The organism is Pseudomonas sp. GW822-FHT06B12 (assembly GCF_058799675.1).
In genome coordinates, this window is sequence record NZ_JBXALR010000002.1 from 476,706 (window position 1) to 490,585 (window position 13,880).

General features: G+C 59.1%; 15 protein-coding genes and 1 tRNA gene. 8 read left to right on the top strand and 8 right to left on the bottom strand.

Going from position 1 to position 13,880, the window contains the following annotated elements:
• Positions 1-94: 94 nt before the first annotated feature.
• Positions 95-1,348, top strand: a complete 1,254-nt coding sequence (locus AC1RKH_RS06830) for a trypsin-like serine peptidase (RefSeq protein ID WP_493061959.1) — start codon at positions 95-97, stop codon at positions 1,346-1,348.
• On the opposite strand, the gene AC1RKH_RS06835 is transcribed toward AC1RKH_RS06830, so the two are convergent.
• The 7 genes from AC1RKH_RS06835 to AC1RKH_RS06865 all read right to left on the bottom strand — a co-directional run bounded on the left by AC1RKH_RS06835 (position 1,329) and on the right by AC1RKH_RS06865 (position 7,171).
• Positions 1,329-2,084 carry a substrate-binding periplasmic protein gene (locus AC1RKH_RS06835; protein ID WP_493061958.1) on the bottom strand — a complete coding sequence of 252 codons (756 nt, stop codon included), beginning with the start codon at positions 2,082-2,084 and terminating at the stop codon, positions 1,329-1,331. The genes AC1RKH_RS06830 and AC1RKH_RS06835 overlap by 20 nt on opposite strands.
• A 66-nt stretch (positions 2,085-2,150) precedes the next feature.
• Positions 2,151-2,921, bottom strand: coding sequence for an imidazole glycerol phosphate synthase subunit HisF (hisF, locus tag AC1RKH_RS06840; RefSeq protein WP_493061957.1), 771 nt, complete (start codon positions 2,919-2,921; stop codon positions 2,151-2,153).
• A 9-nt stretch (positions 2,922-2,930) separates the two neighbouring features.
• Complete coding sequence (gene hisA / locus AC1RKH_RS06845) at positions 2,931-3,668, bottom strand: 1-(5-phosphoribosyl)-5-[(5-phosphoribosylamino)methylideneamino]imidazole-4-carboxamide isomerase (protein WP_054595157.1); 738 nt, start codon at positions 3,666-3,668, stop codon at positions 2,931-2,933.
• 41 nt (positions 3,669-3,709) lie between these two features.
• Positions 3,710-3,964 (bottom strand): DUF2164 domain-containing protein, encoded by a 255-nt coding sequence (locus AC1RKH_RS06850; protein WP_493061956.1) that lies wholly within the window; start codon positions 3,962-3,964, stop codon positions 3,710-3,712.
• Positions 3,964-4,602 (bottom strand): imidazole glycerol phosphate synthase subunit HisH, encoded by a 639-nt coding sequence (gene hisH / locus AC1RKH_RS06855; RefSeq protein WP_493061955.1) that lies wholly within the window; start codon positions 4,600-4,602, stop codon positions 3,964-3,966. The genes AC1RKH_RS06850 and hisH overlap by 1 nt, the downstream gene beginning before the upstream one ends.
• On the bottom strand, positions 4,602-5,195 hold the full coding sequence (gene hisB / locus AC1RKH_RS06860) for an imidazoleglycerol-phosphate dehydratase HisB (protein WP_019691294.1): 594 nt from the start codon (positions 5,193-5,195) through the stop codon (positions 4,602-4,604). Before hisB ends, hisH begins: the two co-directional genes overlap by 1 nt.
• A gap of 314 nt (positions 5,196-5,509) precedes the next feature.
• Positions 5,510-7,171 (bottom strand): OFA family MFS transporter, encoded by a 1,662-nt coding sequence (locus AC1RKH_RS06865; protein ID WP_493061954.1) that lies wholly within the window; start codon positions 7,169-7,171, stop codon positions 5,510-5,512.
• A 274-nt stretch (positions 7,172-7,445) separates the two neighbouring features.
• Between AC1RKH_RS06865 and AC1RKH_RS06870 the strand changes: the two genes are divergently transcribed.
• The 5 genes from AC1RKH_RS06870 (at position 7,446) to AC1RKH_RS06890 (ending at position 11,670) form a co-directional block, all read left to right on the top strand.
• Positions 7,446-7,844 carry an acetyl-CoA sensor PanZ family protein gene (locus AC1RKH_RS06870; RefSeq protein ID WP_493061953.1) on the top strand — a complete coding sequence of 133 codons (399 nt, stop codon included), beginning with the start codon at positions 7,446-7,448 and terminating at the stop codon, positions 7,842-7,844.
• Between the two features lie 82 nt (positions 7,845-7,926).
• Positions 7,927-10,158 (top strand): AsmA family protein, encoded by a 2,232-nt coding sequence (locus tag AC1RKH_RS06875; RefSeq protein ID WP_493061952.1) that lies wholly within the window; start codon positions 7,927-7,929, stop codon positions 10,156-10,158.
• A complete protein-coding gene (mutY, locus tag AC1RKH_RS06880; protein ID WP_493061951.1) occupies positions 10,155-11,222 on the top strand; it encodes an A/G-specific adenine glycosylase in 1,068 nt (355 codons plus the stop codon). Before AC1RKH_RS06875 ends, mutY begins: the two co-directional genes overlap by 4 nt.
• Positions 11,219-11,491: an oxidative damage protection protein gene (locus AC1RKH_RS06885; protein ID WP_019691289.1), complete on the top strand. Its 273-nt coding sequence runs from the start codon at positions 11,219-11,221 to the stop codon at positions 11,489-11,491. Before mutY ends, AC1RKH_RS06885 begins: the two co-directional genes overlap by 4 nt.
• Before the next feature lie 103 nt (positions 11,492-11,594).
• Positions 11,595-11,670 (top strand) — tRNA-Phe (locus tag AC1RKH_RS06890).
• 80 nt (positions 11,671-11,750) lie between these two features.
• Here AC1RKH_RS06890 and AC1RKH_RS06895 read toward each other — a convergent pair.
• Complete coding sequence (locus tag AC1RKH_RS06895; protein ID WP_493061950.1) at positions 11,751-12,206, bottom strand: carboxypeptidase regulatory-like domain-containing protein; 456 nt, start codon at positions 12,204-12,206, stop codon at positions 11,751-11,753.
• A gap of 251 nt (positions 12,207-12,457) precedes the next feature.
• Between AC1RKH_RS06895 and AC1RKH_RS06900 the strand changes: the two genes are divergently transcribed.
• A complete protein-coding gene (locus AC1RKH_RS06900) occupies positions 12,458-13,423 on the top strand; it encodes an alpha/beta hydrolase family protein (protein ID WP_493061949.1) in 966 nt (321 codons plus the stop codon).
• Positions 13,424-13,460: 37 nt separating this feature from the next.
• Complete coding sequence (locus AC1RKH_RS06905; RefSeq protein WP_123424024.1) at positions 13,461-13,877, top strand: hypothetical protein; 417 nt, start codon at positions 13,461-13,463, stop codon at positions 13,875-13,877.
• The last annotated feature ends 3 nt before the right edge of the window (positions 13,878-13,880 follow it).

Here is a 13,880-nt window from a genome sequence, read left to right on the forward strand (position 1 = left end):
AGCTTTCTGCAACACCATAACTATCTATGCCTCCAGGTACTCAAGCGCGTGCCAGGATAGGGCTCGCTTTGAATTTCATCACCAAGGAATGGCCATGAATTACATAAACCCGCTAGCCCTTTACTGCCTGCTGATCGCCAGTACCTGCCTGCAAGCGCGGGACCTGGGAGAAGGCGCCGTCAACGGATCACCCTCAAAAGCCCTGCAAAACAGCGATAAGCGCTACTCACTCTGGAGCGGTATCGGACGCCTGACCTTCAGTTCCGGCGCTTCATGCAACGCCTCCCTGCTCGACACCCGAAACAGCCAAGGCAAAGCCGTAGGGCCTGCGTATCTGATCACCAGCGGTCATTGCGTGCTCTACGAATACGGTACCGCACGCACCAACGTGCCCATCGTCGCGAACATCACCTTCAACTACTTTTATGACGAGCCTGAGCGGCAGATCACCTACCCGGTACGCACCGCCCTTTGGAGCAGCACTGTCGGCACCGATCTCGCAATAATCAAGGTTGAGCGCTCACTCGCAAGCCTCATCAAGGCAGGTGTCAAACCACTCAAACTTACCGCCCAGCAGAGCGACGAGAGTCGCGACGTGCTGAACATTGGGGCCCCACCAGGGTTCACCGAACAAGGCCTGCGCATGAGCGCTTGCTCGGAACAATCGGCCGGTAGCTTTATCGGGCATCCGGGTGTGTTTCCCCAGGCACTCAGAAATCGATGCGACGCAATCCGCGGCGGCAGCTCCGGAAGTCCGATGCTGGATCGTAGCAACAGTGATATCACCAGCATCGTCAGCAAGTACGCATTGGCTGCCGATGGAGCAGACCGGTCGGAGTGCAGTTACAGTGGCTCCTGTGAGGCAAGCACCTACAACTACAGTTACTCTGCCAACTTTCTGCACCACTGTTTTATCAATGGTGTGTTCGACGGCAACTCGACAAACTGTTTGTTGCAGCCTGTGGACATCGCTATCGAAGAGCCCTGGAACATACGAAGCCACGTCTACGTGGAGCGGAGCACTGTTCAGGAAAGTATTTTGCCAACCTGGAATTACAGGTTTTCAATCAGCGCACCGTTCTATCGATACAAAACCACACGCAACGCAAAAGATTGCCATGTACCGGATCATTACAGTGCGACCTTTGACTCCGCCTCGCCTTATATCAACCGGACCATAGGGCCTCAAACCGGCGTCCACGTGCTGTGTATCATTGGCGTCAACAGCGCAGAACAGTCCATTACCAGAGCATTTTTACGAAATGCATTCACGTGGGCGGTTTACCTTATTGATCGCAGACCAACCGCTCGAAATGCACTGAACGCCATCACAGATACCGCGCCATGATGTCGTCCACCACGCCTTCCTTGCGCAACTGATCCAGCGCGGCCTGAAGCTTGACGACGATTTCGTCGGACACGTCTTTGTTCAGCGCCAGATAAAGTTGGGCACTGTTGAAACGCAGTACGGTCTTGAGGCCGGTCACGCCGTCCTGACGGGCCAGGTAACGGCCGGCAGGATCACCCGTCGCCCAAAGGTCGATCTGGCCATTGACCAGTTTCTTCGCGTTGTCCTGATCGCGCAGCACCACGATGGGCTTGAGCCCCTGTTTGGCCAGTGTCTCGGCAATCGCATCACCTTTGTAGGCGCCGATCCTGTATTTGCGCGCCTGCTGCAACGACTCCAGGGTGATCTTGCTGTCAGCCTTGGCCAGCATGATCCAGTCATCCGGGCCGATGGGGCCGACCCATTTGAAGAGCTTTTCGCGGTCCGGCAGGCGCGCCATGACGAACACGCCGTAACCGGGTTTTTCCAGGGCGAGCTTGTAGATTCGCTCCCAAGGGAAACGTAGCGTCAGGCTGTAGGTGATTTGGGCACGCTTGAACATCTCGCGGACGATGTCCACGGCGATGCCATTGATATTGTCTTCCTGAGCGAAATTCTTGCCGTTTTTCGCCATGTTGTACGGCGGGAAGTTTTCCGTCAGCAACACCAGATCGGTGTCGGTTTTTTCTGCAGCACGCGCAGCGCCAGCCAGTAATAACGAGGCGCTGGCGAGTACCAGAAGAAGACGTTTGAACATGAAGGTTTACCGGAATCCATGGCGTGCCCAAGCTTGCCCTGAGCCCGCCATGCTGTCCACTGGCCTTTAGCGAACGCAGATACCGCGTTGCGCCATATAGGCCTTGGCTTCCGGCACGGTGTATTCGCCGAAGTGGAAAATACTCGCCGCCAGCACTGCGCTGGCGTGACCTTCGAGGATACCGTCAGCCAGATGCTGCAAATTGCCAACGCCACCAGAGGCGATCACCGGAATCCCCAATGCATCGCTAATGGCCCGGGTGACACCCAGGTCGAAGCCGTTTTTCATGCCGTCCTGGTCCATGCTGGTCAGCAGGATTTCGCCGGCCCCCAGACCTTCCATCTTCTTCGCCCACTCCACCGCATCCAGCCCGGTAGGTTTGCGACCGCCGTGGGTGAAGATCTCCCAGCGCGGGGTTTCGCCCGACAGTGAAACCTTCTTGGCGTCGATGGCGACGACGATGCATTGCGAGCCGAAATGCTGCGCCGCTTCGCCGACAAACTCAGGGTTGAACACCGCCGCGGTGTTGATCGAGACCTTGTCCGCACCGGCATTGAGCAGGTTGCGGATATCTTGCACGGTACGCACGCCACCACCGACGGTCAGCGGGATGAACACCTGGCTGGCCATGCGCTCGACGGTATGCAGCGTGGTATCGCGGCCATCGACACTGGCGGTGATGTCGAGAAAGGTAATCTCGTCGGCACCTTGCTCGTCGTAAAGACGGGCGATTTCCACCGGGTCGCCGGCGTCACGGATGTTCTCGAACTTCACGCCCTTGACGACCCGGCCGTTATCCACGTCCAGGCAAGGAATGATGCGTTTGGCCAGCGCCATGGTGAGTCCTCAGCCTTTGTACGAATCGCAGAAAGCTTGCGCTTCAGCGACGTCGAGGGTGCCTTCGTAAATCGCCCGGCCTGTGATCGCGCCGATGATGCCTGGCGCCTTGGCGTCGAGCAGCGACTTGATGTCACCGAGGTTGTGAATACCGCCGGACGCAATCACCGGAATCCGCGTAGCGGCGGCCAATGCTGCGGTGTACGACACGTTGCAGCCCTGCATCATGCCGTCTTTGGCGATGTCGGTATAAACGATCGCAGATACGCCGTCGGCCTCAAACTGCTTGGCCAGATCGATGACCTGCACAGTGCTGATTTCCGCCCAGCCGTCGGTGGCGACAAAACCGTCTTTGGCGTCCAGACCGACGATCACTTTGCCCGGGAAGGCGCGGCAAGCCTCGGCTACGAACGCCGGATCCTTGACCGCTTTGGTGCCGATGATCACGTAGCTCACGCCCGCTTTCACGTAGTGTTCAATGGTTTCCAGAGAACGGATACCGCCACCGATCTGAATCGGCAGGTTCGGGTAACGCTTGGCGATCGCAGTGACCACTTCGCCGTTGACTGGCTGGCCTTCGAAGGCGCCGTTCAGGTCGACCAGATGCAGACGACGGCAACCGCCCTCCACCCACTTGGCAGCCATGCTCACCGGGTCATCGGAGAACACTGTGGAATCTTCCATGCGGCCCTGGCGCAGACGAACGCAGGCACCGTCTTTAAGATCGATAGCGGGAATAATCAGCATCTGGCAAACCTTCAAATTCGAATGTTAGCTTGGCTCGGAAATCAGTTTTTCTCGAGCGCCCACAAGTCGCTTTCGATGCTTTCGAACCTCTCTTTGAGGTGTGTCTGCACATCGAAAATCGCCCTGTTGTAATAGTGCGGAGCAATTTCGCGGGTAAACAGCTCAAGAATTTCAGCCGCCTCGAACGAGCCGAGGTCGAGTTCGAAGCGGTCTTCCATGAAGCGCTTGATCTTGCTGTTGGCCTCGTTATCTTGCTCGGGTGTGAGCGTCAAGATTGGCGGCTTCTTCTTGGCCATTACCAGCGACCGTCCCACGCAGCGAAGTTCTGCAGCAATTGCAGGCCATGGGTATGGCTCTTCTCCGGGTGGAACTGCACGGCGAAACGCGAGCCTTCGGCCAGCGCTGCGGCGAAGTCGACGCCGTAGTGACCGCTGCCCACCACCTGCCGCGGGTTACCGGCGGCAATGTAGTAGCTGTGCACGAAGTAGAAACGCGCCAGGTCCGGAATGTTGTGCCACAGCGGGTGATCCACTGTTTGCTTCACTTCGTTCCAGCCCATGTGCGGGACTTTCAGGTGTTCGCCGTCCTCAACCAGACCTTTGCCGAAGAACTTCACCTGACCTGGGAACAGGCCGATGCAGTCGACGCCGTCGTTCTCTTCACTGCGATCGAGCAAGGCTTGCATGCCCACGCAGATGCCGAGGAACGGACGGTCCTGGCTGACTTCACGCACCAGCGAGTCGAAACCGAGGCGACGGATCTCCGCCATGCAATCGCGAATCGCGCCCACACCGGGAAAAACCACCCGGTCGGCTTCGCGAATCACATCGGCATCGCTGGTGATCAGCACCTTGCCGGCACCGACGTGCTCGAGGGCCTTGGCCACCGAGTGCAGGTTGCCCATGCCGTAATCGATAACCGCGACCGTCTGCATTACAGAACGCCCTTGGTCGAAGGCATTTGCCCGGCCATGCGCTCATCCAGCTCGACAGCCATGCGCAAGGCGCGACCGAAAGCCTTGAACACCGTTTCGATCTGGTGGTGGGTGTTGTGCCCACGCAGATTGTCGATGTGCAAGCTGACGTTGGCGTGGTTGACGAAGCCCTGGAAGAACTCCTGGAACAGGTCGACATCGAAGCCGCCGACGGTCGCGCGGGTATACGGCACGTGCATCTGCAGGCCTGGGCGGCCGGAGAAGTCGATCACCACGCGCGACAGCGCTTCATCGAGCGGCACATAGGCGTGGCCGTAACGACGGATGCCTTTTTTGTCGCCGATAGCTTTGGTGAAGGCTTGACCCAGCGTAATACCGACGTCTTCCACCGTGTGGTGGTCGTCGATATGCAGGTCACCCTTGCACTCGATATCCAGGTCGATCAGCCCGTGACGGGCGATCTGGTCCAGCATGTGCTCAAGGAAGGGAACACCGATATTGAATCGGGCCTTTCCGGTGCCATCCAGGTTGATCGAGGCTTTGATCTGGGTTTCCAGAGTGTCGCGCTCGACAGACGCCTTACGTTCGGCCATCACCAGCTCCGCAAAATCATTGGGCGAAAAAGGCAGCCATTATAGGGGCGCGGACGCCAAACAGAAACACGCGAAGTGATATCCCTGACGGGCTGGACCCAATGCCGCCGGGGGTATACATGTCAGTACAAGCCAACATTCGTTGTGAATATATGGCTTGTGATCGAAACAGAATCTGCGCCGAACACAAAAAACTGTGTCCATGAGGATCAAATGTGGGAGCGAGCTTGCTCGCGATAGCGGCCTGACAGTCAACACATGCATCGACTGTGATGGCCTCATCGCGAGCAAGCCCGCTCCCACAGGGTTTGGCGTTAGTGGAAGAGGACGGCTGTCTTCTGCAGCGTCACCCAAACGCCCCACGCCAGCGGAATACCCACCACCAGCCATGCAGCAACGGCCAATGGCACGCTACCCGAGGAAGCTTTCCACTCCAGCACGGTGGTGCTGTTCGCGCCTTTGTCGTGACCCAGCGCCTGTTCGGCGGCCAGTTCAGCGTCGGTCATGAAGTATTTGTCTGCCACCGGACGCACCAGCAGGTTGCAGAGGAAACCCAGCACCAGCAGGCCGGCGAGGATGTACAGCGTGATGTCATACGCAGCAGCGCGCTCGACGCCGATGCTCAACTGATACTCACGCAAGTAGTTCACCAACACCGGACCGAGCACACCCGCAGCCGCCCAAGCCGTCAGCAGACGACCGTGGATCGCGCCGACCATTTGCGTGCCGAACAGGTCCGCCAGATACGCCGGCACCGTTGCAAAACCACCACCGTACATCGACAGGATGATGCAGAACGCCGCCACGAACAGCGCGATGTTGCCCAGATGGCCGAGGTTCGGGATCAACGCGTACAGGGCAAAACCCAGGGCGAAGAACACGAAGTAGGTGTTTTTACGCCCCAGGTAGTCGGAGAACGACGCCCAGAAGAACCGCCCACCGATGTTGAACAGGCTCAGCAAACCGGTGAAACCGGCAGCGATTGCCGCAATCGACGCCAATTGCGAAGCGTCCAGTTGACCGAAGGTCAGGTCATTGCCGAGCAATTTACCGGCGAACACTTCCTGCAACAGCGGCGACGCCATGCCGAGGATGCCGATACCCGCCGATACGTTCAGGCACAGCACCAGCCACACCAGACGGAATTGCGGGGTTTTCCACGCGACGTTAACGTGCACGTGACGGTGGGTGATCATCGCGTTCGCAGCTTTTTTCGCCGGAGCGGTCCAGCCTTCAGGCTTCCAGCCAGTCGGCGGAACGCGGTACGACAGCGCACCACCGATCATGAACACGAAGTAGATCGCCGCCATCACCAGGAAGCTCTGCCACACGCCCACGCCGGTCGGCGAAGCGAAATGGCCCATCAATGCAGCGGCCAGCGGAGCACCGACCATCGCACCACCGCCGAAGCCCATGATCGCCATGCCGGTCGCCATACCGCGCTTGTCCGGGAACCACTTGATCAGGGTCGATACCGGCGAGATATAACCCAGCCCCAGGCCAATCCCCCCGATGACACCGGAACCAATCCACATCAGCCAGATCTGGTGGGTATAAATCCCCAACGCGGAAATCAGCAAACCGCCGCACCAGCACAGCGCCGAGACGACACCGGCCTTGCGAGGACCTGCGTGTTCCAGCCAGCCGCCCCAGATCGCTGCCGAGCAGCCGAGGAAGATAAAGAACAGGGTGTAAATCCAGCCGAGCATGGAGATCGGCCAGTCACACTGGGACGAGAAAATCTGTGCGATGAAGCTCATGTCCGCCCCGCAAGCCACCGGCGCGGTCACACCCAGGGCTTTGGACAGCGGCAACCAAAACACCGAAAAGCCGTAGGCCATGCCGATGCAGAGGTGGATGGCCAACGCGGCCGGTGGAACCAGCCAGCGGTTGAAACCGGGCTTGGCGATGATCCGCTCCTTGGACAGGAACGCTGACTGGGCGGGAACAATGCCCGCCTCGGTACTCGTGCTCATTTGTGTTTCCCCCAATTATTAGTATGGTTCGCCAGACACTCGTTACCCTCGGCCTTGTTGCACGCAGGCATGACCGTTTTATTGAGTAGAGCTCCGTTCGGACGCGACAACAGGTCGCAGAAGGACCGACGAACGGGCAAAGATTACCATTTGCACGTGACATAAAAACCAAACTGATATCACCTTTTATGTGACATCTGTTCCGATCACGCACTAAAAAACCGTTTCACCCGTTGGCGGGTAATGCCCGGACAACCCTTTCACAGGAAACCTTATGCCCATCGTTGTCGAGTCGCTGAACGAACCCAGCTATCAGGATCAGCAGGATCTGCAGAAGATCTACCACGACGCCCCGCATTGGCTGCTTGCTCCATTCAGCGATGAGCTGCAACTGATTGAAAACGGCCTGCGCGACGGCTCGCTGATCGCCGGACGCTTCAATGATCGACTGCTTGGCGCGGCACGCCTGCACCGGCAGCAGGACATCTGGCAGTTGTCCCATTTGTGCGTGCGAAAAATCACCCGCCGCCGTGGCGTCGCTGAGCGACTGGTCAGCGAAGCGCAAAAAATGGCTGAACTCGCAGGAGCACAGTTGCACCTGCTGGCCCCGGCCGGGCACCTCGAAGCCCAGGCGCTGGCCGCCAAGCTCAAACTGCCACTGGAGCTGCTCTAGAGCGATCACTGACCAGTCGTCAGTTTCGGGAGGCTATACTCCCGGGCTAAATTTGAATTCGACTAACTACAAGGACTCGCCCATGAAAGCGTTCGGCAAAATCCTGGGTCTGGTACTTCTCGGGCTGTTGCTGATCATTGTGGCGCTGGGCTTTGCCCTTACCCACCTCTTCGATCCCAACGACTACAAAGACGAGATTCGCCAAATTGCCCGCGACAAGGCCCACATTGAGCTGACGCTCAACGGCGATATCGGTTGGAGCCTGTTCCCCTGGCTCGGCCTTGAACTGCACGAAGCCAGCGTTGCAACCCTGGCCAATCCAACCCAGCCGTTTGCCGACCTGCAAATGCTTGGCCTGTCCGTGCGGGTGCTGCCGTTGCTGCGCCGTGAAGTGCAGATGAGCGATGTCCGCGTCGAAGGCCTGAACCTGCGCCTGAACCGCGACAAGGATGGCCACGGTAATTGGGAAGACATCGGCAAGGTCCCGCCCGTCGCCGCCAAGGCTGATGCGCCGGCGACCAGCCGCGCCAGCGAACCGACCGCCGAAACACCCGCCACCCCGGAAAAACCGGCCCAACCGATTCGTCTCGACATCGACAGCCTGACCGTGAACAACGCTCGGGTTGAATACAACGATGAGCGGACCGGCAAGCAGTACAGCGCCGAAAGCATCCAGCTGAGTACCGGCCCGGTACACGACGCGACCAACATTCAGGTCAAGCTGACTGCGTTCCTGGCCAGCAACCAGCCGGACGTGCGAGTGCGCACCGAGCTCAACGGCGAGCTGCGTTTCGAACGCGCCCTGCAGCGCTACACATTCGAAGACATGAAGCTTTCCGGCGAAATATCCGGTGAACCGCTGCAAGGCAAAATCGTCACCTTTGCCGCTCAAGGCCAACTGCTGCTGGATAAAGCGGCGAATGTCGCCGAATGGACCGGCATCAAGATCTCCGCCAACCAGCTGCGCGCCCTAGGCGAACTGAAGGTCAACAACCTGGATAAAACCCCGCAGATCAGCGGCGGTGTGTCGATTGCCCAATTCGACCTGGCGAAGTTTGTCGAGAGCATCGGCCAGAAACTCCCGGCCATGGCCGAGGGCAGCCTGAGCAAAGTCGAACTGGTCAGCCGTCTGACAGGCACCCCGACCAGCGTGGCGCTGGACGATATCAACCTGAAAGTCGACGACAGCAGCTTCAGCGGGCATATCGCCGTCGAGGATTTCGCCAGGCAATCGCTGCGCGTACAGCTCAAGGGCGACACCTTCGACGCTGATCGCTACCTGCCGCCCACATCCGCCGAAGCCAACAGCGCCGCGGTGGCCCGCCAGTCGGAAGTCAAAAGCACCGAGGCCGACGCACTGGCCGGCGTCGGTAGCACACCGTTGCCGAACGCCCCCACCAAAGGCGCCTGGAGCAGCGACAAACTGATTCCGGCAGAGCGCTTGAGCAAACTGGATCTGGGCGCCGACCTGGCCTTCGGCCAACTGACCCTCGACAAACTGCCGATCCAGAACGCCGCGCTGAAAGCCACCGGTCAGGGCGGCCTGCTGACCCTGGAAAACCTGCATGGCGATCTCTACAACGGCAACTTCGACGCCAAGGGCACGCTCGATGTTCGTCAGCCCGTACCGCTGCTGAGCCTGCAAACGCAGATCAGCAAAGTCCCGGTGGAAAAGATTCTCGAAAGCCAGGGAAAAACCCCGCCGGTCAAAGGTCTGGTCACGCTCAACAGCAACCTGACCGCCAGCGGCAACAGCCAGAAAACGCTGATCGACAGCCTCAACGGCACAACCAGTTTCGCGATCAATAATGGCGTGCTGCTCAACGCCAACCTTGAGCAACAACTGTGCAAAGGCATCGCCACGCTGAACCACAAAACCCTCAGCAGCGAACCGCGCGGCAAGGACACACCCTTCCAGGAGTTCAAGGGCAACCTGACGTTCCGTAATGGTGTGGCCAGCAATCCGGACCTGAAAGTGCGCATCCCGGGCATGATGGTCAACGGTAACGGCGACGTCGACCTGCGCGTGCTGGGCATGGATTACCGCGTTGGCATCATCGTCGAAGGTGACAAGAGCGATATGCCGGACCCGGCCTGCCAGGTCAACGAGCGCTATGCCGGTATCGAGTGGCCATTGCGCTGCCGTGGGCCGCTGGAACTCGGTGCCAAGGCTTGCCGCCTGGACAACGAGCGGCTCGGTCAGATGGCGAGCAAACTGGCAGGCGACAAGCTTGGTGACAAACTCGAAGAAAAGCTCGGCGACAAAGTCAGTCCAGAACTGAAAAACGCCCTCAAGGGGCTGTTCAAACGATGAAAGCCGAGCAATTTTCAACCGCGGTGCTGGATTGGTACGACCGCCACGGCCGCCACGACCTGCCTTGGCAACAGGGCATCACCCCGTATCGGGTGTGGGTCTCGGAAATCATGTTGCAGCAGACCCAGGTCAGCACCGTGCTGAACTACTTCGACCGGTTCATGGCCTCGTTGCCAACGGTCGAAGCCCTGGCTGCGGCGCCGGAAGATGAAGTGCTGCACCTGTGGACCGGGCTGGGTTACTACACCCGCGCGCGCAATCTGCAAAAGACCGCGAAGATTGTCGTCGCCGAGTACGGCGGAGTGTTTCCTCGGGATGTGGAAAAGCTCACCGACTTGCCAGGCATCGGCCTGTCCACCGCGGGCGCCATTGCCAGCCTCAGCATGGGCCTGCGCGCACCGATCCTCGATGGCAACGTCAAACGGGTACTGGCACGTTTCACAGCGCAAGAGGGCTACCCCGGCGAACCGAAGGTTGCCAAACAGCTGTGGGCCAACGCTGAGCGCTTCACGCCTTACGATCGGGTCAACGCCTACACCCAGGCGATGATGGACCTGGGCGCTACGCTCTGCACCCGCAGCAAGCCGAGTTGCCTGCTGTGTCCGCTGGAAAAGGGCTGCGAAGCGCACATGCTCGGTCTGGAGACGCGCTACCCGATCCCCAAACCGCGCAAAACCGTGCCACAGAAGCGTACGTTGATGCCGCTGCTCGCCAACCGCGACGGCGCCATTCTGCTTTACCGCCGGCCTTCCACGGGCTTGTGGGGCGGTTTGTGGAGCCTGCCGGAACTCGATGACCTTGGCGACCTGGAACATCTGGCACTGCAACACTCGCTGGAACTGGGCAAGCACATTGAGCTGCCGAGCCTGGTGCACACCTTCAGCCATTTCCAACTGGCTATCGAACCCTGGCTGGTTCAGGTCCAGGAGGCCGGCCATCACGTGGCCGAGGCCGACTGGCTCTGGTATAACCTCGCCACCCCGCCGCGCCTGGGCCTTGCCGCCCCGGTGAAAAAACTGCTGAAGCGCGCGGCCGACGTATTGAACGCAGGAGAGTCGTCATGACCCGCACCATCATGTGCCGCAAGTACAAAGAACAATTACCAGGCCTGGAGCGCGCTCCATTCCCGGGCGCCAAAGGTCAGGACATTTTTGACCACGTCTCGGCCAAGGCCTGGGCCGACTGGCAAAAACACCAGACCCTGCTGATCAACGAAAAACGCCTGAACATGATGAACGCCGAAGACCGTAAATATCTTCAGGGCGAGATGGACAAGTACTTCTCCGGCGAGGAATACGCCAAGGCCGAAGGCTACGTTCCGCCTGCTGAATAATCCCGTGAAAATGGGGGTTGGATCGTAAGCGACGGTAATAATTAAATATTTTTTGAAAACTTGCTTGACGACCCCCTGAAAAACCCGTTTAATGCGCCCCGTTGCCCAGATAGCTCAGTCGGTAGAGCAGGGGATTGAAAATCCCCGTGTCGGCGGTTCGATTCCGTCTCTGGGCACCAAATACCGAAAACCCTGAATCGCAAGATTCAGGGTTTTTTTATGCCTGCGATTTGATGACGCCGCGCAAAAGCCGTCATCCCTAACTATTACTATTGCCCTTCCAGTGGAAGACCAGATTGCGTGCGGCACCTTTGCCGACTTCAGCGGTATCACGCAGCACTTCACCATTACGCGTCGCGACTACGGTGTACTTGCCAGCGGGTAGCTGAACGTAAACCAGAGGACCCGCCTGGGTCAGGGTCAGCACGGTTTGCCCCTGGGCTTTCTGAATGACCACATCTACGTCGGGAACATATTTATTCTCCGTCCCGGTGGAGAAGGTCATGTGCAGGTTGTAGCCCTTGGTTTGCTGAATGGCCTTTGACTCATCCTCGCCGATACCGCCAGACAGGTAGTTGATCCCGTTTTGCTGTTGCTCCTGGACTTGTACGGCTGAACTGTCGATCGGCTCAGCGCTGGCGGCCCGCGACATGGCTGGAAACACCAGTAAGCCGACAGCGGCGAGGGGCAGTATGAATGAATGGACGTACCTCATGATGACGACTCCCGGGTTCCACAGAACCCTATCCGTTACACCATTTTTGATTGCTGACCGAGGAGTAGGGTTTTAGATCGATTCGGACTTGAGTTCAGTACGAAACGGACCAAGCACTCAGTACACCCGAATCAGATCCTCCGGTACGTGACGCACTGCTTCGCGTCACGCGCGACTACGGGCTCCAAACCGTTGCACAACGCCAGCGTTGAAGTTCATTCTTGGGCTCGCCATCGCCAGGGCTCAGCCCCATGAATCTACAAAGCGTACCCTCCACATTCAGGCCAGAATCGCCAGCCACACAAACGCAAAGCGTGCCCTTCAAGGAACCTGCCGCCGACGGCTTTATCCTTGGCGGCTTCACCTGGCGACACGCCCTCGCGGACGCGATGCGACCGGTAGTCATCATCAACGCCGCCACCTCAGTCCGCTGCCGACACTACTCGCGCTTCGCCGATTACCTGTTCGCCAATGGTTTCGACGTCATCACCTATGACTACCGCGGTATTGGCGAGTCTCGGCCGACATCGCTCAAAGGGCTTCAGGCTTCATGGTCCGACTGGGGCGCGCTGGATTTCGAAGCCATACTCAAACGCGCTCAGCGGGAGTTTCCCGGCCAACCCATCGACGTGGTCGGCCACAGCTTCGGCGGCTGTGCGGCGGGGTTGGGCGCTTCAGGGCACGTGATCCGGCGCCTGGTGACCGTCGGCGCGCAGTTCGCCTACTGGCGCGACTATGCGCCTGCCCATCGCTGGCGGATGTTCGGCAAGTGGCACCTGCTGATGCCGTTGATGACGCTGGTGTGCGGCTACTTCCCCGGCAAACGCCTCGGCTGGCTGGAAGACACGCCCGCCGGTGTGGTTCGCGACTGGAGCACGCCCACCGCCCGCTATGAGAAACGTCCCAGCGGTCGCGCCATCCACGCCAGAAACGGCCGTCTGCCCTTTGCCAGCGTCACCGCACAAACCCTGGCTATCAGCCTCAGCGATGATCCCTACGGCACAATTGCAGCCATCGAACGCCTGCTCGGCTACTTCACCGGCAGTACAAACACCCACCTACGAATCACCCCGCAAGACATCGGTGAAGAAGAAGTCGGACATTTCGCCTTTTTTCGCAGCCCATACCAAGCCACACTATGGCCCATTGCATTGTCATGGCTGCAAAACGGCGAGCTGACACCCGACACCCCCGGGCGGCGAGTGCCACGCAGCTGAGTGGCCTGCCCTCTCAACGAAATACGGAACGACGCCCATGGCATCCGCGAACAAACAGCACAAACGCGCTACCCGCGCTAAAGCGAAAGCCAAGCAGAACCGCACTCAACGGGCCGCCGCGCCGGTCGAGCTGGACCCGAACGACGATCGCATCGACTTCGAATCGGTGGACCTGACCGAACTGTTCAAAAAAATGATCGACGCCGAAAAAACCAGTCAGCAAGCGATGTGCACGGCCTTCCTGGAAGACCCGCTGCTGGAGCTGGTGTACGAACAGGAAGGCGAAGAAGGCGCGATGGACTTCATCCTCGCCGCGCTGATCGAGTATCGCCAATGGTCCACCGAGGCGGACGAAGCCGGCGCCCTGGCGTGGATCGAATCGTCAGCCTTCCAGGCTGACTACGTGGCGGCGTCCGACGCCATCGCAGCCCAAACCCAACAGAAACCGAACTGAGTT